Here is an 18,100-nt window from a genome sequence, read left to right as displayed (position 1 = left end):
TAGAGAAGAGACAAGGGAGACAAGGAAGAGGTGGGAGACAAGGAAGAGACTTGTTCAATAATTTCCCCTTGTCCTCCTTGTCCCCCTCGTCCCCTAATCCTTTCCTGCTCCCGTTCGGCTACGCTCACGGCAAGCCTGCCCCCAGCCCCTATCTCATAAGTTGCTTTTTCTCAGCCTTGGGATCGCGAGTGGCAACGGCTGCCAGTTCTGCATCCATCAGGGTGCGTCCTGTAGCGGCGAGGTAAACGTCATCGAGGCTGGGGCGAGATTGGGCAATGCCAAATATGGGCAAACCAGCAGTATTCAGCGCTTGCTGTATGTTAATGAGAACATCGTTTTGAGGTGTCACCACTAAGTTGAGGGAATTACCTTGAGCGCTGTTGATAATGACTTCTTGCACAAAGGGCAAAGGTTGCAAGAGGTTTTTGGCAATTTCTGCTTCCTCGATGGGGGAAAACTCGCGGATTCGCAAGGTGATGCGATCGCCCCCTACTTTATCTTTTAATTGTGAAGGTGTCCCAGAAGCAATTACCACGCCCCGATCTATAATTGCGACGCGATCGGCTAAAGCGTCAATTTCTTCTAGGTAATGGCTGGTAATTACTACCGTTGTCCCAGAGGCGCGTAATTTTCGTAGGAAATCCCATACCACAAAACGGGTTTCTATATCAAGTCCTACAGTTGGCTCATCCAATACCAGAACATCTGGTGCATGGAGCAACCCAGCAGCCAAGTCTAGGCGCTTGCGTAAACCACCAGAATAGGTTCCTGTCTTTTTATTGGCGTATTCTTGCAAACCGAGTAAATCTAATACCGTCTCAATGCGCTGTTTGGCTACTGCGCGTGGAAGGTGATAAAGTGCTGCTTGCAATTGCAGCAGTTCTTTTCCAGTTAGCACCTTATCTATAGCTACTTCCTGAGCAACATAGCCTAGTCGTTGTCTTGCCACTCTCGGATTATCTAACACAGAGATGCCAGATACTTCGATTTTGCCAGCATCCGGTGTGGTCAGCGTACACAAGGCACGCAAGGTAGTAGTTTTCCCAGCACCGTTGGGGCCAAGTAAACCAAAGATTTCTCCCGGCTCTACCTGAAAGGAAACATCCTGGACGGCAACCACTGTACCGTAACGTTTTTGCAGATTCTGAATTAAAACGGCGGGAGCCATGACAGCTTTTCCCCAACTATACAAATCTCAATAAAGTCTATCCTTATTGTAGAAGCTAGAGAGCAAGGAAATAACAGATGAGCGAAAATCTCTAAACAAGTTCGCGTCATGCGCCATGCTGTCAAAAATTTCTGATTATTTCAGACAAATTGCTTGATTGTGTTTGTGGTGACTTAACATTAGGACGTTATTTCACAACTTTCAAAGTTTTGAGGCTGGAATCATTGCAACCACTGATAAATCCCCCCATTCCTTGAATTTGTTGCAAGTAATCAAGGACAGGTTTAGTGATGATTTCTCCCGGCATTAACACAGGAATTCCTGGGGGATAGGGACAGATGATTTCAGCGCAAATGCGATCGCTTGTTTGTGCTAAAGGCAATGTTTCGCTGAGAGCAAAAAAGGCTTCACGGGGAGAAAAATGTAAAGTATGACCCTGTGTAGTTAAAAGATTCTGCAAATTAGGATTTGTAACATTCAAGTTAGTTGCGCGATATTCTTTGGCAAGAATGGTAAAACCTTGCACTAATTGCTTAATATCGGCTGGGGTGTTCCCTAAACTAATGATAAAGGTGAGGTGTTGCAGTGAGGCGAATTCAGCAGTGACAGCAAATTTTTCATCCAGAATTTCATCTGCTTCAAATCCGGTTAAGCCTAAACCAGAAACAGTGACAGTTAGCCGCGTTTTGTCTAAAGCCACAAAGCCGGGAGATCCCACCAAACCACCTAGAGAAGAAGATCCCCCCAACCCCCCTTGATAAGGGGGGCTAAGAATCTGTAAAACAGATAATCCAGGAATTTGGCTGATTATTGTTCTAGCTTCATTGGCAAGTTGCAATGTGCGAGACATCAGCATTTTTCCGTGGAGTACCATTTGCTGACGCGCTGCATCTAAAGAAGCTAAAAGTAAATAACTAGGACTGGTAGATTGTACTAGTTGCAAAGCTTTACTGATGCGATCGCAATCTATCCTATCTCCTTGGATATGCAGCATTGATGCCTGTGTCATTGCACCAAGTACTTTGTGGATGGATTGTACAGTTAAATCTGCACCTGCGGCTAAGGCTGGAGTGGGTAATTCGGGATGAAAAGCAAAGTGTGCGCCGTGTGCCTCATCTACGAGTAAAGGGATATTGTATTGATGGGTAATATTGGCGATCGCACTCAAATCTCCACAAACGCCGTAATATGTTGGATAAACTGTCAACACTGCTTTAGCGTCGGGATGTTGTTGGAGTGCAGATTCTAAAGCATTGGGCGTGATGCTGTGGGCAATATCTAAAACTGGATCGTATTCAGGATTGAGAAAAATTGGTATTGCACCAGAGAGAATTAAACCAGCGATCGCAGAAGAATGGACATTGCGAGGCAAAATGATTTTATCACCTGTGCCACAGGTAGCAAGAATAGCCGCTTCAATCCCACAGGTAGAACCGTTGACAAGAAACCATGTTTGCGAAGCGCCAAACGCTTCAGCCGCCAGTTGTTGTGCTTCTTGAATCACGCCTTGGGGTGCAAAGAGATTATCTAAATCTGCTAATTCGGTTAAATCAGCGCGAAATACAGCTTTACCAAGTAAGTCAGCCAAAGGTTGAGGAATTCCCTCACCTTGTTTATGTCCTGGGGTGTAAAAAGGTGCATGAGGTCTTGCTGCATTGGCTTTTAACGCATCTAATAATGGTGTTTGGTTTTGATTGAGCATTTTGGAGAAACAAACCGCAAGGGCACAAAGGAAACAGCACAATATTTAAGTAGAGTTTAATCTTATATAGGAATCCGCTTTGATTTTTAAACTTACTTGCGTAGGAAGGCAAGAGGCAATAGGCAATAGGAAAGAAGGCTTCTTGAGTTGTACGGGGTTTTTCAAAAATCAAATATGAGTTCTATAGACAAAATCAAAACTTATCGCAGTCCTAAATCATTCGTGAAATTCTTTCTCCTCTTCTTCTTCTCTTCGAGACGCTGCGCGAATGCTTCCTTTGCGCCCTTAGCGGTTTGTTAAAAAGAGTATTTTTCACAAATCATTTAGGATTGCTATAGTAGAGCATTTCATTAATTTGTAGCAAATTAAATTTTGTAATAGCTTACAATCCTAATGCGTTGGCTGCAATGTTAATGCATCCCTCTACAATGCCAATGCGACGGCTGCAATGTTAATGCATCCCTCTGCAATGCCAATGCGACGGCTGCAATGTTAATGCATCCCTCTGCAATGCTAATGCATCTCTCTACAATGCCAATGCGTTGGCTGCAATATTAATGCATCCCTCTGTATTAAAAACGCTACGTTTTTACACAAAACTGTAATTACAACAGTTTTCATGTATTTGAACCACACCTGTCGTAGGGACGCAAGGCCTTACGCGCCTACCGCGTGGTCTATTTCCCTGAAAATAGCTGTAAGCAATCAAAGCTTGAAACCTCGATTCCTCTTAAGCCCCCTTTTTAAGGAGGTTGAGGGATCTCTTCTGTATAAGTCCTAAGAATGTTATGCTTGCGTTGAAATCCGTAATTTTTTGTGTGGCTGACTAGATGAGACCTTATCATCAAATCCCAATTTTCGAGTGTGGTGAACCGCTAATTGAGATTCCTTTAGAATTGTTTGCGGTGGAATCTCCTCATCCTTATGAAAAATTAGGTGCGCCCTATGGCGAACAGTCTCCTTATTATCTCCGTCAAAGCGTTATTAAAAATTTGAGCCAAGCGCAAAATTATCTTAAATTGCTGCATCCTAACTGGCATATCCAAATTTTTGATGCTTATCGCCCGATCGCAGTTCAGCAGTTTATGGTAGATTACAGCTTCACTCAAGCAGTGCAGGATAGGGGATTAACTAACGTGGAGTTATCCCCAAACCAACGTCAAGAAGTTTGGGAAGCGGTTTATGCAATTTGGGCTGCACCAAGTTTGGATGAAAAAACTCCGCCTCCTCACAGTACAGGTGCAGCGGTGGATGTGACTCTAGTAGATGATATTGGGCAAATAGTAAATATGGGTTCGCCGATTGATGAAATGTCAGAGCGATCGCATCCCGATTATTATGCCAATAATGACGACCCAGAAGCACAAAAGTATCATGCTCACCGCCAGCTATTACAAGATGTAATGTTAAAAGAAGGGTTTCAACGCAATCCCAGAGAGTGGTGGCATTTTTCTGTTGGCGATCAAATGTGGGCTTGGCTGAATAATCAATCCAATCCAGCCAATCCTGTCACAGCGCGTTATGGCCGTATTGCATAGATGCGTTATGCATCTTGAGGATTCAGTTCCTTTAACTCGTCGGTAGTGTAAGTACCAATGGGAGTCCAAATTAGATAGGGAAGGAGTAACAGCGCCGCCATTAGAGAAATCGGCAAAACGCAGATTGCGAGGACAACGCCTGAAATCAAACCAACTAGCCCAAGAATCTCCCCTGCTTTGAGACTGCGAAACCTCAGCATTATAGGTATGTAGGCAACGGTGATAATTTCCACCAAAAGGTACAAAGCCATTATTAACCAAGTAATTGGGCTTCCGGGATTTTTTTCCCACACAACATAAGCTGAAGCTGCACCGCAAATAAAAATCACAGTCCAGATGAGTGGAATCAGAGGCTCAAAAACTAGCCAGCGAGGGCGACTTAATAGTGCAAACCATTTAACATCACGCGGCGTAATCAAGAAACTTCCAAGAGCGATTAAGAAAGTTACAGCCCCAATTATTAGCCAAGATGGAATCATAATGACCTCAAGCTTTGTGTATTTTGTCAAGTTATACACTGCAAGTTTGACAATTTAGGGCATAGCTTTAATCATTCGTTGGTGCGAATTTTAGGCATCTTGAGGATTGAGACCGATCATCTGCCAAGTGGTGTAAGTACCAATGGGACTCCAAAGCAAATAAGGAACTAGTAGCAATGCTGCCCAACCAGAAATACCTAAGACCGCAAGTATCAATAAAGCACCAATGATAAAACCTGTGCCTCCAAGAATTGTACCCACTTTCAGACTGCGAAGCCTAAACATTACAGGCGTATAGGCGATAGTAATTATTTCTAACAGCAGATATAAACCCATGATTAACCAGGTTGAGGTGCTTCCTGGATCCTTTTCCCAGACAATATAAGCTGACCAAGCACCGCAAATAAATATTACAGTCCAGATAATTGGAATCGCGCCCTCAAAAGTTAGCCATCTTGGTCGTTGTAAGCGCTTGAACCATTGGCGATCGCTAGGCGTAATCACGTTAGCGGCTAAAGCAACTAAGAAAGCCACGCCCCCAATCACCATCCAAGATTTAATCATGCCCGTTAGTCCTTTAAAAGCGCTATCTATCGCTTAATATCACTCTTTATAGTGTAATTTTGTCAATTTAATTGCTAATTCTTCATCGTCCCTGAGTTTGAAACCTTCACATCGTTTGGCAGGACTTTAAATTATGAGCATTGCGAAGAGGAAGAGGGAAAAGAGGTAATTTTTCTCCCCCTTGCCCCTGCCTTATTTATTCCCCAGGATGTTGAAGTGATTATGTCTAAAGATGGGGGTAAGGGGCGAACCGGGGAAATATTCTTGGGAGTAGGGGATTAAGGTAATTTTTATGCAAACAGAATCACAAGTGCGATCGCTAGCACCAGAAACTAGAGGAATTGGTAATACTATTCGCCTTACAGGCTGGATTACTTTCTGGCTGCAATTGGCAATTGGAGTGGTTTCTGTTTTAGCTTTGTTGTTTGCCTTAACTGGTCGTAACTTTGTTCAACAACAGAATACTGGTCTTGGAATTGGCATATTTTGGGCTGTATGTGGAATTGTAGTGTTGTTATTTAGTCTCTATTGGGATTATCGTTACACTCGCATAGGCAAAGCTCTAGAAAATTCCAATCCAGCTTTGCATCCTAGTAAGGCAGATACAACTAGAATCCTCCGACTGGGAATAGTTATAGGTTTGGTGGGAATGTTATTAACTCTCTTAGGTGCTGGCTCAACCGTGTTAGTTCTAATAGCAAAATCTATATCCCAACCTCCAGGAGTGGCAATCACCAACCCCTATAACATTATTCGAGCAATGGATGTTTTTGTGGCTGTAGCAGATATCACTGGGATTGCTGCTCACTATGTGGGGACTGTCGCTTCGTTATGGTTGCTGGAGCGAGTGCATCAACACTAGTACCGCTATGCGTAATTTGTAAGATGAGTCTTTGATACTCGCGAACAAGTCCTTGAACTCCGTTCATCCACCTCAGATACTCGCGAACGAGTCTTTGAACTCCGTTCATCCACCTCAGATACTCATGAACGAGTCTTTGAACTCCGTGAGCCTTTCACCCAAAAATGATAAGTTTAGACTGACTTCCCCCATGTCTTTAGATTAGTTCTAATTATTCTAATTTTTACCTAAAGATTTAGCTTCAAGGCAGTTTATTGTAACTTATGATAGTTACTTTAAATCATCCTTATAGGTCAAAGTATATATACTTAATAACTGAGGTTCAAAGCATGGACTCAACAGGTAAGGTTCAAACTGTGGACACGTCCTGGTCTCTTCCACTGCCGTTGAAAGAGTATGCAATGAACCGAGTAACTGTCTACTTTTATAGCGACAGATGGGTTCCAATTAAATATTGTTCTTTGGGAAAGGCTATTTTGCTTCACCAGAAGGCAAAATTAGAAGGCAAGGAAATTTTATTATTTCCTGCTAATCTAGACCCTAATCAACTCTCAAACTCTTTTAACTAAAATGCATTGAGGTAGACTATTTTTCAAAAATCCTGGCAACAAATGAATCGGCTATAAAGGCGTACTTATGTACGCCTTTATTTGTAAATGGGATTAAAAGTCGGGCAGACTTGAAAGCCAAAGGTGCGTAAGCCCCGATCCAATACTGCTCGGGTTTTGGATTTTAAACTGTAATTTGGTTTGGGGTAAAGGTTTTTTCTTTCCTCTTTCCCATTCCCCTTTTCCCCAAAACCCGACAAGTATTGAGTTTCGATCAAGTTTTAACTCAAGTGTATTGTGCTACAGGCTACGTAGAGAATGATGATTTGCTGGGATAATTCGAGTGTGCGGCTTACAGAAATCAAACTAACCCAGAACGCAATGCAACAACTGCTGCTTGCACGCGATCGTCAACTGCTAATTTATTCATAATCCCCCGGACGTGGGTTTTGATGGTGTTGGGACTGAGATAGAGTTTTTCGGCAATCTCTGGGTTACTCAACCCGTCTACCATGAGTTTCAACACTTCTAACTCGCGTGCAGATAAGTTGGCGTTGTTGCTCGTGGGTGCAGGTGGTTTGAGATTATCAATTACTCGCCGCGCAATTTGGGGATCGAGATAGGCTGCACCATCAACTGCGGCTGCGATCGCACTTAACAATCGTTCCACACTTGCACCTTTAATACAATATGCATCTGCACCGCTAGATAGTGCGGCAATAATTTCTGTCTCCGTTTGATGAGATGTCAGCATCACCACATGAGTTGCTGGCAACGCCGCCTTAATTTGCTGCGTTGCTGCAATGCCATCCAATCGCGGCAATCCAATGTCCATAACCACCAAATCGGGTTTCAGTTGCAGTGCGGCTTGAACTCCCAAATAACCATCTTCTGCTTGTCCAACAATCTCCAACTGCGGATGAGCCATTAATGATTGCTCTAATCCCAATTGCATCATCGGATCGTCTTCGACAATTAACACGCGCAACGGCGGAGCATTGGCTGGTAAATTTAAGGGATAGCGAGTATCTAAAGACATTAATTATTTATTTATTAAGAGTCATTAGTCATTTGTCCTTTGTCATTAGTCATTAGTCATTAGTCATTTGTCCTTTCTCCTTTGCCTTTTTAACCAATACAACTCTTGGAAAGGCTGCGTCCTAAGCCTAGCTATGCCGCAGACTTTACGACTACGCGGTAGTTGAATCTCGACTTCGCTCGATTTCCGCGCAGTCGAAACTCAGTATAAGTGACCAATGACTAATGACCAATGACTAATTTATTCTTCCACGCGATAGCCTAACTCTGCTAAACTAATGCGCGACTGTCGCCATTTTGGTTGGACTTTGACAAACAATTCGAGGTAAACTTTGCCAGCGATTAACTTTTGGATTTGTTCGCGGGCTTCACTACCAATTGCTTTGAGCATCGCTCCGCCTTTGCCAATGAGTATGCCTTTTTGGGAATCGCGCTCAACGTTGATGGTAGCAAGTACACGAGTAATGCTGGGAGTTTCTTCTACTAAGTCAATGGCGATCGCTACTGAATGGGGTACTTCTTCACGAGTCAATAATAAAATTTGTTCTCTGATTAATTCACCCATAATAAAGCGTTCTGGCTGGTCTGTTATCAAATCTGGCGGGTAGTATAACGGCCCAATTTCTAAATGTTCAATTAATAATTCTTGAAGTTGCGGTAATCCTGCACTCGTCTTGGCAGAAAATTTCACAATTTCCCATTCATGTGACTGGGCCATCTGAGCGTAACTATCATCTAGAAACTGAGAATCAGACGGTTGTTGGTCGGTTTTGTTCACGCCCAGAATCACCGGGGTTTTGCTGCGACTGAGCAATTCGGCAATATAGCGATCGCCCGAACCACAAGCTACTGCTCCATCTACCACAAATAGGACTACATCTACCGATTCAATGGCAATTTTGGCATTTTGCACCAACACTTCCCCCAATTGATGATGGGGCTTATGAATTCCTGGCGTATCTACAAAAATTAACTGCGCCTCTGGCGTAGTTAATATACCGCGCAAACGGTTACGTGTAGTTTGCGCTATTGGTGATGTAATGGCTATTTTTTGTCCTACTAATTGATTCATCAAAGTAGATTTACCGACATTTGGGCGACCAACAATGCCGATAAAACCTGATTTAAAATCAGGAGGAGCCTGTGGGATTGTTACTTCTCCTGAAAAAGAGAAGTTGTAATTATCAATACTAGTCACCTTTGGCTCCACCCTCATATTTTACAGCTGGGATAACTTGGTTTTTTCTTAGACACAAAACAAGCATAAAATTCCCCTGGCATTTTTAGGGATTGCTTTTGCCGAGGTTTAATCTACTACTGGCTCTACACCTATATTTTACAGCTAAGATAACTTTGTTTTGTTTTTAGATACAAAACAAACATAAAATTACTTTGGCATTACTAAGGAGCATTAACTTAGGTTTAATCTGTTGCTAATTTTGGCTTAAGTTTCATCGACTACTCAATATATCTGGATCAAAATGTCAATAAAAAATATGGGAGAACCCAAACGCATTGGAATTCTTACCAGTGGAGGTGATTGTTCTGGCTTAAATGCTGTGATTAGGGCTGTAGTAAATTGTGCAGTGGATACTTACGGCTGGGAAGTTTTGGGAATTCGTCAAGCGACTCTAGGATTAATGGCACGTCCCCCACAATTCACAAAACTGGAAATCGATCAAGTTGACTCGTTATTAACTGCGGGTGGCACAATGTTGGGGACAACCAATAAAGGCGACCCCTTTGCTTTTCCAATGACGGATGGGAGTTTATGCGATCGCTCTGAAGAAATTATTGCAGGTTATCATGAGCTAGGTTTAGACGCTTTGATTGGTATTGGCGGTGATGGTAGTTTGGCAATTCTTCGCCGTCTCGCCCAACAAGGTGGCATTAATCTAGTAGGTATTCCCAAAACCATTGATAACGATATTGGTGTTACTGAACATGCCATCGGGTTTGATACAGCAGTCAATATTGCCACAGAAGCATTAGATAGGTTGCATTTTACTGCTGCAAGTCATAGCCGAGTCATGATTTTAGAAGTGATGGGGCGTGATGCTGGACACATAGCAATAGCTGCGGGAATTGCGGGGGGAGCAAATGTAATTTTAATTCCCGAAATTCCTTACACAGTTGAGCATATTTGCCACAAAATTAAAGAACGCCAAGAGAAAGGCAAAAACTATTGTTTGATAATTGTTTCTGAAGCGGTTCGTACCCACGATGGAGAAAATGTGACGATTACAAATCGCTTAGGTCAATCTCGATACGGTGGAATTGGTGAGTATTTAGCAGATAAAATTATTGAACACATCGGTGTAGAAACGCGAGTTACTGTTTTAGGACACATTCAACGAGGTGGAACTGCTTCACCACTGGATAGATTAGTTGCAACAGCCTTTGGCGTAGCGGCGGTTAATCTAATTGCCGAGGATAAATATGATCGCATGGTGACTTGGCAAAATCGCCAAGTATTAAGTGTACCAATTACAGAAGCGATCGCTCAATATAGCGCCGTCGATCCCAATGGTACTTTAGTTAAAACCGCTCATGGTATGGGTATTTATTTAGGAGACTAAACTCAATACTCTTCGGTTAAGGCAAGAGACGCGATGAATCGCCGTCTCTACAATAATAATTAGTCTTTTTGTAGAGACGGCGATTTATCGCGTCTTTGTGATGATTTAGGGAAAGAAATTTTCATGTTTAGTATGTGATGAAAATTACATGAATATCTATGCCCAATGCCCCATGTCCTAACTAATAATCCCCAATACAAACTCGCCTTCATTCACAGCCTGATTAGTTGCGACATCATAAACTAATCCATCATGTTGAGCGCAGACATCAATGACAGTAGGTAGTTGACCTTCTTTATTAAAACTGAGAATTTGATACAGCTTTTCTCCAGTTTTGACTTTGCTACCTAATGCTATTCTCGATTGAATCATGCCACCTGCGATCGCATAATATTTTTCCCGGTTACTGCTAGATGCAAAAGTCATTTCATGGGTTTTTATATCATCTGATAAATCAGGAATTTGCAGTACACCTTTTTGAGCTAAATAGTTTTTCACACCCTGTATACCTTTAGCGACTGAATCAGAATTCATTTGCATACCTGAGCCTAATTCCAGTGTCCAAGCTTCCACATCAAACTTGATTTCTCTACCAAACTCTTTAAAACAAGCTTCCAGTGCTAACCAAGGTTTGATAAAAGCTTCATCAAAAGCGTCACCATCATATTTATTAAGTAAGATTCCGAAATCGAGTAGAAAGTATTTGGCACTGTCTTCTCGATTTCGGAAGTAATAAACGTAGTCTAAAGCTTGATTGGTAGAACTATGTAAATCAATTAAGTAGTCTGCATCTAAACTCAGGTTTTGTAGCTTGTAGGCAAAAATCTCAGTGTAAGGAACACCATTAGAAGAATTAATTTTTTCTAAAACTTTCGCAAATTGTTGCTTAATTATAGTTAGATAATTTTGTCGAACGACCTCTAGATCGATATGAAGTTGAGATTTAGTAAAAGCTACTAAATCATCAGCTTCTTTCTCATAGTCCCAAAATATCCGATTCCAATCTTTGGCTTCGTAAATGCAATATCGTCCAGGGGAAAAATGATGAGCGCGTTCATTCGTCCCCATCGGATTACAAACGGGAACTAACCAAATCTCTCCAGTTAAATCTGTATCATTTATTGTTAATAAAAACTCAATTAACTGGTGAATAACGGCATTACCAGCAATTTCAGCACCGTGCAGATTAGCTTGGATGTAAACTTTTTTACCGGGTTTAGCGCCGATGAATTTGTATAGTTGTAAGTAAAGGCGATCGCCCGAAGCCATTTGACGTAATACAATGCTTTGAATAACTGGCAGCATGAAATAACTCGGTGATGATTTGAGTAAATTATCGCTGTATCTGTACTGAATTAAAAGCTTAGTACAAAATTTCATTAATTCGTAGCTAATTCTCTGCGTTCCTCTGCGCTTACCTTTGCGCCCCTACCCTGCGGGAAGGCGTTCGCGTAGCGTCTCGTAAAGAAGCGCCTATGCGTTTAAATTTAAACCCTCAATTCGCCACGATTTGACGCAAATTAACTGATTTCATTTGCGTAATCAGCTAACCTCTGCGTGAATGACTAAGATAAAGTAGCATCTAAACTAGTGTTGGCGGTAGGTATGGCGCAGAATTGGTTGCGGATTACGCATCAAAACGACAAAATCCAACTTTCTTGGCAACGCGGATATGAAAATCCTCGCTTTGCGTCAGAAGTCGCCTTCCAGCAACCCTTCGATAAAGAAAACGCGGCTGAGTTGCGCTGGTATTTAGAAGATTATCTAAAGTTTCCTTACGGTATTTTTCCAGATAACGCTGTAAAAATTGAACAAAAATTACAGCACTGGGGACAACATTTATTTGAGCTAGTATTTCGCAGTACAGAGAAAGGAAGAGAGTTTTTTCAGGAAGCGATACGGGAAGGGCTAGATAAGTGTGAACTGGGTATCATTTCTGATAACGCCAACGTGCTGAATTTGCCTTGGGAGTTGCTATATTCCCCCGATTATCAATTTCTTGCACCTTCACTGGCGGGAATGTATCGCAGTCTCAGCAGTCAGGGCGTAAAAGCACCATTGCCAGCAATGCCCGATGACCAACTGAATATTTTACTAGTTATTGCCCGTCCTTACGATCGGCAAGACGTTGGGTTTAAAACCATTGCCCGTCCCCTGCTGGCGGCGCTGCAACCGATACGTCAGCGAGTCAATCTTAAGGTATTGCGTCCCCCTAGCTTGAAAGCATTTGAAGCGGAACTGCAAGCGCATAAGGGTTTTTATCATATCGTCCATTTTGATGGACATGGGAATTTTGACAGCGAGACTCAGGGAGTTTTAGTTTTTGAGGATGAACAGGGAAATGAGCAAGCTGTCAGCGCTAGAGAAATTGCCCAATATTTAACGGATTGTCGCGTGCCAATTTTTGTGCTGAATGCTTGCCAGTCTGGACAAGTAGGCGAAGAAGCTTTTTCTTCTGTGGCGGGACAGTTGGTGAAATTGGGGGCTAAGGGTGTAGTAGCGATGGCGTATTCAGTTTACGCCAAAGGTGCAGAACACTTTATTGGGCGGTTGTATGGGGAATTAGTCAGGGGAGAGTGTATCGCCACAGCAGTTGCAGCAGGGCGGAAGTCCATGTCTATTGACAAAATGCGTCCCAGTCCCAAAGGAAATTTACCTTTACAAGATTGGCTTGTGCCGGTGTTGTATCAGCAGGAACCCTATACGCCTTTTGTTCCTAAAAAGACAGCACCCAGTTTTGCCGATTTGATGGCGCAAACAGACAACACCCCAGAAAATAGTAAAGCTGTAGGTTTACCTGATGAAAGTGCTTATGGTTTTATTGGGCGAGATTATGAGATTTTGCGTTTAGAGAGAGCATTTCGGCAAAATCATGTTGTGTTAGTGCAGGGAATGGGCGGCGTTGGGAAGACTGAGTTAGTCGCAGGTTTCGCCCGGTGGTTAGATGATACCCAAGGACGTACAAGCGGTATGTTCTTCACCTCCTTTGAACAGGGCGCGGGGTTGAGTCAGGTAATTAACCAAATTGGTAGGGCGTTAGGAGGTGAGAGATTTTCCCAAATGATGCCAGATAAGCAAGAGGATGTGGTGCAGCAATATCTGCAAACTAATCCTTGCTTGTTGATTTGGGATAACTTTGAACCTGTCAACGGTTTCCCCACGGGGAATGAACCATTATTGAGTGGGGAAGAGAGAAACAAGCTGAAGCGGTTTCTTAAAGAATTGCGGGTTGGTAAAGCTTGGGTATTAATTACCAGTCGCCGCGAAGAACCTTGGTTAGATTGTGGGTATAGTTTAATCAACTTGCGGGGGTTGTCTGAAGCGGATGCCCAAGAGTTAGCCGCGAAGATTTTGCAAACGGTGGGCGTGGAGAGAAAAAACCTACCAGCAGAGTATTTGGAATTGTTGAAATTGTTGGGGGGACATCCGTTGTCTTTGCGGGTGGTGTTACCGCATTTGAAGACACAGACACCTGTGCAGTTAATTGAGGCACTGCGGCGGGGGTTGGATACTTTTAGGGGACAAGAGGAAGAAGGGAGAGAAAAATCTCTTACTGTGTCGTTGGATTATTCTTTTGCTAAGTTGTCGGAACGAACACGTCAGCATCTACCATTTTTGGCACTGTTTTCAGAACGGGTTGATGCAGGTTGGCTGTATAGTTTTTCAGAAAGTCCTGATAATGGATTTGGACAAGCTTATCAAGCGGTGTTTGGGGAGAACTTGCAAAAACCAGATTGGATGAGAATTTTTAATGAAGCCGCAGCCGCAGGTGTTTTGGAATATTTGGGTGAGACTATCTACAAAATTCACCCAGCACTACCTTGGTATTTGCGTCAGCAGTTAAACACAATTACTTCCCAGGAGGTGATTAACGAACTCGAAAAAAAGTTGCTGATTTTATACGCAGGGTTTGCTAATTATTACCGTGAGCAACTCATCAGCAATGCAGAACTGGCAACTTTTGTGCTGCGAGTTGAAGAACCAAATCTGTTGCAAAACTTACGCCTTGCCGAACATCAAAAGGAATGGGCTGAGGCACAATCGATTCTACAAGCTTTGGGAGAAGTGTATCAGCGTTTAGGGCGCAAACCTGAATTTAAAGCCCTGCAACAACGGGCGCTCAACCAAATTGGCATTCACTTGGCAGATGCAAAAGTAAAAGGTAAAGATGCTTTGGATTTCTGGATGTATCTGCGAGGATATGAAGCTAACGAAGCACTGCAAAGTGCTTCTTTGGAAGAAGCGAGAAAAGTTTATCAAGAAATTTTAGATGAATTGATAGCTATAAATGACTTTTCAGTGAATGACAAAATTGCTGTTTTTTATCACAACCTGGGCATAGTAGCCCAAGAGCAACGGCAGTTTGATGTGGCTGTTGATTACTACAACAAGGCGCTGAAGATATATGAAGATGCCGGGGATTTGTACAGTGCTGCTAGTGACTATCACCAACTGGGCAGGGTAGCCCAAGAGCAACGGCAGTTTGATGTGGCTGTTGATTACTACAACAAGGCGCTGAAGATAAAAGAAGATACCGGGGATTTGTACAGTGCTGCTAAAGAATATCACAACCTGGGCATAGTAGCCCAAGAGCAACGGCAGTTTGATGTGGCTGTTGATTACTACAACAAGGCGCTGAAGATATTTGAAGATGCCGAGGATTTGTACAGTGCTGCTAAAGAATATCACGAACTGGGCAATATTGCCCAAGAGCAACGGCAGTTTGATGTGGCTGTTGATTACTACAACAAGGCGCTGAAGATATTTGAAGATGCCGGGGATTTGTACAGTGCTGCTAAAGAATATCACCAACTGGGCAGGGTAGCCCAAGAGCAACGGCAGTTTGATGTGGCTGTTGATTACTACAACAAGGCGCTGAAGATATATGAAGATGCCGGGGATTTGTACAGTGCTGCTAGTGACTATCACCAACTGGGCAGGGTAGCCGAAGAGCAACGGCTGTTTGATGTGGCTGTTGATTATTATCAAAAAACCTGGGAAATTTATGAGCAATTCCGCGATTGGTATTTGGCTTCAGCAACATTGGGTAAGTGGGGAAGGGTTTTAGAAGCTCAAGAAAATTACGCTGAGGCTTTGCAAATTTACATTCGTGTTTTAGCCATTGACTTAGAGCATAATAGACTTGTCGGGAAATAAGAGAGAATAGACAGCAGTGGTAGGGAAGAATGATGCTGAATATTGAAGGTGCGCTGAAGCAAGACCGACTGTTGAGGGCATTAACTGGGTTGAACCGGAAAGCATTTGATGCCCTTTTGCCCACGTTTACCACGATGTACCTAGATACTCAACAGGCCAAGCCTCGTCAACGTGGCCTGGGTGGAGGACGCAAAGCCCGCTTACTTACAGCCCAAGACAAATTGTTTTTCATCCTTTTCTATTTCAAATGTTATCCGACCTTTGATGTGGCGGGACTGCTCTTTGATATGCATCGCTCCCAGGCACATGAGTGGATGCATCGATTGCAGCCAATATTAGAAGCGGCTTTGGGACAGAAGATGGCGCTGCCGGAACGCCATCTCGAAAGCATTGAAGCATTTTTGTCACGCTTTCCAGGAGTGCAACGAGTGATGATTGATGGGACAGAACGCCCAATTGCGCGACCTCAAGAAAGAGAACAACAACAACAGAATTACTCCGGTAAAAAGAAACGTCATACGCGTAAACACTTGGCGGCAGTTGATGAAACCAAACGGGTCTTGATCTTAAGCAAAGCACGAGAAGGCAAACTGCATGACAAACGTTTTCATGACGAAGATGACATTGCAGGTAGTGTGCCTGATGAAATTCCGATTGAAGTAGACTCGGGCTTTCAGGGATTACAGAAGCAGTATGACAATCTCCATCTTCCTCACAAAAAGCCCAAAGGGGGCAAGTTAAGTGACCTTCAAAAAACGGAGAATCGTCAATTGAGTCAATCCCGTGTAGTTTGCGAAAATGCCTTTGCTGGTGTGAAGCGCTACAACGCCGCCAGTGTCATTTATCGTAATCGGATTGAAAACTTTGATGACCATTTGATGCTGACCGCAGCAGGATTATGGAACTTCTACTTGATGGCTGCTTAAGAGAATCCCAATTACAAGACCAGCATTGCCTCACTTATCTTTTATTTCCCGACAACTCTAATGAAGATTGGATTGATTATCGTATTAATGATTTAGCCCGTATGCTCCAGCAGTTAGGCGAAAGTCAGTTTCAATTTATTTGGCGTGAGGCGACGGGTGAAGAGTGTGCGGGAGAGGTGCGCGAGGTAATTTGGACAGCGCGGGATGAGCTAGGTTGATTCAGAACCCCGACTTCTTCAACAAGTCGGGGTTCTGGCAGCACCTGAAATAAGTTTTGGTTAAGTATTGCAAGCGATCGCACAGATTACACTACCCTAAAGAGCGATCGCATAAGCTTTTGTCAAAAAGTTGTAATGTTAAGGCTTAATGTCGTAACCTTAAGCCTTAATCTTATAATGCTGGTGATTAATGTTGTAAGGTTAAGCCTTAAGGTTATAGCGTTAAGCCTTAATGTTGTAGCGTTAAGCCTTAATGTTATAAGGTTAAGCCTTAAAGTTATAGCGTTAAGACTTAATGTTGTAATGTTGGTGACGATAAGACATTCACTTATAACTGCTAACTGCGATCGTTGATTCAGGTACTATTTTGCAGCCAGTTCCATCCTTTGAGTCACAGCCAGAAAAGCCGAAGAGACAAACAAAAATCAAAGCTTTGCAAGGCTGGTTTGAAAAAACACAACCCACGCCTTCTGATTTTGACCCAGACCAAGCCAGATGGGAAGCTTTGAAGGAGAAACATAATCTGTAAAATTGCCTGAAATATTATTTAATTATATATAGATGAGGAAAACCAATATGCAAGCCTATAAGCTCAACGCCACAATTGATGAATCCGGTAATTTAATTATTCACGAACCTCTAAATATTGCTCCAGGGACGGTAGAAGTGATTATTTTGCAACCAGTTCCATCCTTGGAAAGTTCTAGAGAAAATCAAATTCAGTCCCAGCCTGAAAAGCAAAAAAGAATAGTGGAATGCTCTATACCTATTTTAAAAGAATGGTTGAAAAGTACAGAGCCGACTCCTTCAGATTTTGACCCTGACCAAGCCAAATGGGAATATTTGAGGGAGAAACATAATCTGTGAGAGTCTTATTAGACACTAATATAATTTTGGATTTTGCTCTTGAACGCCATTCCTTTTACAGCAATACTATACAAGTATTCTCATTTATTTATCAAAAACAAATAGAAGGTTATCTTTCTGCTTCTACTTTTAGTGACCTCTACTACATCATTCGAAAAGATAAAGGTCGAGCATCTGCTCTATCGCTTTTAAATAGAATTGTAACCTTCTGTCAAGTCGCAACAGTAGACAGTACCACAATCAACATTGCATTAACTGCTAATTTTAGAGATTTTGAAGACGCTATTCAATACAGCGCTGCGGTACTCAATCACTTGGATGCTATTATTACTCGCAACCCTAGAGATTTTCCAGTTGCTACTCCTAGAATTATCACACCTGAAGAGTTGATTCAGGAACTAACAAATACTCTATAAATAATGGCTCTTCCAGAGTAGTTATGTTAAAATAGTAT

Annotated in this window: 16 protein-coding genes; 9 read left to right on the top strand and 7 right to left on the bottom strand. The window is 42.6% G+C overall.

Translation table 11 applies throughout. The features are described 5' to 3' along the window. Positions 1 to 148: 148 nt before the first annotated feature. Positions 149 to 1,168, bottom strand: a complete 1,020-nt coding sequence (locus tag NPUN_RS02510) for a daunorubicin resistance protein DrrA family ABC transporter ATP-binding protein (protein WP_012407292.1) — start codon at positions 1,166 to 1,168, stop codon at positions 149 to 151. A 187-nt stretch (positions 1,169 to 1,355) separates the two neighbouring features. Then, complete coding sequence (locus tag NPUN_RS02505; RefSeq protein ID WP_012407291.1) at positions 1,356 to 2,870, bottom strand: aminotransferase class I/II-fold pyridoxal phosphate-dependent enzyme; 1,515 nt, start codon at positions 2,868 to 2,870, stop codon at positions 1,356 to 1,358. 830 nt (positions 2,871 to 3,700) lie between these two features. Here NPUN_RS02505 and NPUN_RS02500 point away from each other — a divergent pair. Continuing rightward, positions 3,701 to 4,408 carry a M15 family metallopeptidase gene (locus NPUN_RS02500; protein WP_012407290.1) on the top strand — a complete coding sequence of 236 codons (708 nt, stop codon included), beginning with the start codon at positions 3,701 to 3,703 and terminating at the stop codon, positions 4,406 to 4,408. Between the two features lie 5 nt (positions 4,409 to 4,413). Here the strand turns inward: NPUN_RS02500 and NPUN_RS02495 are convergent, their stop codons facing one another. Together NPUN_RS02495 and NPUN_RS02490 are read right to left on the bottom strand one after the other, a co-directional pair. Beyond that, positions 4,414 to 4,887 carry a TspO/MBR family protein gene (locus NPUN_RS02495; protein WP_012407289.1) on the bottom strand — a complete coding sequence of 158 codons (474 nt, stop codon included), beginning with the start codon at positions 4,885 to 4,887 and terminating at the stop codon, positions 4,414 to 4,416. Positions 4,888 to 4,977: 90 nt separating this feature from the next. Next, positions 4,978 to 5,451, bottom strand: a complete 474-nt coding sequence (locus NPUN_RS02490; RefSeq protein ID WP_012407288.1) for a TspO/MBR family protein — start codon at positions 5,449 to 5,451, stop codon at positions 4,978 to 4,980. A gap of 292 nt (positions 5,452 to 5,743) precedes the next feature. On the opposite strand from NPUN_RS02490, the gene NPUN_RS02485 reads away from it, so the two are divergent. Then, positions 5,744 to 6,313, top strand: a complete 570-nt coding sequence (locus NPUN_RS02485) for a DUF3611 family protein (RefSeq protein ID WP_012407287.1) — start codon at positions 5,744 to 5,746, stop codon at positions 6,311 to 6,313. 909 nt (positions 6,314 to 7,222) lie between these two features. On the opposite strand, the gene NPUN_RS02475 is transcribed toward NPUN_RS02485, so the two are convergent. Together NPUN_RS02475 and era are read right to left on the bottom strand one after the other, a co-directional pair. After that, positions 7,223 to 7,900, bottom strand: coding sequence for a response regulator (locus NPUN_RS02475; protein ID WP_012407286.1), 678 nt, complete (start codon positions 7,898 to 7,900; stop codon positions 7,223 to 7,225). A 240-nt stretch (positions 7,901 to 8,140) separates the two neighbouring features. Then, the gene (gene era / locus NPUN_RS02470) at positions 8,141 to 9,115 is read right to left on the bottom strand and encodes a GTPase Era (protein ID WP_041565144.1); all 975 of its coding nucleotides are present in this window, start codon (positions 9,113 to 9,115) and stop codon (positions 8,141 to 8,143) included. Between the two features lie 280 nt (positions 9,116 to 9,395). On the opposite strand from era, the gene NPUN_RS02465 reads away from it, so the two are divergent. Then, on the top strand, positions 9,396 to 10,478 hold the full coding sequence (locus tag NPUN_RS02465; RefSeq protein ID WP_041565143.1) for an ATP-dependent 6-phosphofructokinase: 1,083 nt from the start codon (positions 9,396 to 9,398) through the stop codon (positions 10,476 to 10,478). A 177-nt stretch (positions 10,479 to 10,655) separates the two neighbouring features. Here the strand turns inward: NPUN_RS02465 and NPUN_RS02460 are convergent, their stop codons facing one another. After that, the gene (locus NPUN_RS02460) at positions 10,656 to 11,783 is read right to left on the bottom strand and encodes a succinylglutamate desuccinylase/aspartoacylase family protein (RefSeq protein ID WP_041565857.1); all 1,128 of its coding nucleotides are present in this window, start codon (positions 11,781 to 11,783) and stop codon (positions 10,656 to 10,658) included. 300 nt (positions 11,784 to 12,083) lie between these two features. Here NPUN_RS02460 and NPUN_RS02455 point away from each other — a divergent pair, with 300 nt between their 5' ends. From NPUN_RS02455 to NPUN_RS02435, 6 genes are all read left to right on the top strand, one after another. Then, positions 12,084 to 15,635, top strand: a complete 3,552-nt coding sequence (locus NPUN_RS02455; protein WP_012407282.1) for a tetratricopeptide repeat protein — start codon at positions 12,084 to 12,086, stop codon at positions 15,633 to 15,635. Between the two features lie 29 nt (positions 15,636 to 15,664). Then, entirely contained in the window at positions 15,665 to 16,561 is an 897-nt protein-coding gene (locus NPUN_RS02450; RefSeq protein WP_234710955.1) for a transposase, read from the top strand. Continuing rightward, on the top strand, positions 16,534 to 16,779 hold the full coding sequence (locus NPUN_RS02445; RefSeq protein WP_041565142.1) for a hypothetical protein: 246 nt from the start codon (positions 16,534 to 16,536) through the stop codon (positions 16,777 to 16,779). The genes NPUN_RS02450 and NPUN_RS02445 overlap by 28 nt, the downstream gene beginning before the upstream one ends. Positions 16,780 to 17,146: 367 nt before the next feature. Then, complete coding sequence (locus tag NPUN_RS41495; RefSeq protein ID WP_167315538.1) at positions 17,147 to 17,308, top strand: hypothetical protein; 162 nt, start codon at positions 17,147 to 17,149, stop codon at positions 17,306 to 17,308. A gap of 47 nt (positions 17,309 to 17,355) precedes the next feature. Then, positions 17,356 to 17,646: a hypothetical protein gene (locus NPUN_RS02440; protein ID WP_012407281.1), complete on the top strand. Its 291-nt coding sequence runs from the start codon at positions 17,356 to 17,358 to the stop codon at positions 17,644 to 17,646. Next, positions 17,643 to 18,062 (top strand): type II toxin-antitoxin system VapC family toxin, encoded by a 420-nt coding sequence (locus NPUN_RS02435; protein WP_012407280.1) that lies wholly within the window; start codon positions 17,643 to 17,645, stop codon positions 18,060 to 18,062. Before NPUN_RS02440 ends, NPUN_RS02435 begins: the two co-directional genes overlap by 4 nt. Positions 18,063 to 18,100: the final 38 nt, after the last annotated feature.

This window comes from Nostoc punctiforme PCC 73102 (genome assembly GCF_000020025.1).
Lineage (GTDB): Bacteria > Cyanobacteriota > Cyanobacteriia > Cyanobacteriales > Nostocaceae > Nostoc > Nostoc punctiforme.
The sequence above is the reverse complement of the archived record's forward strand: the minus strand, read 5'-3'. Positions and strand labels throughout refer to the sequence as shown.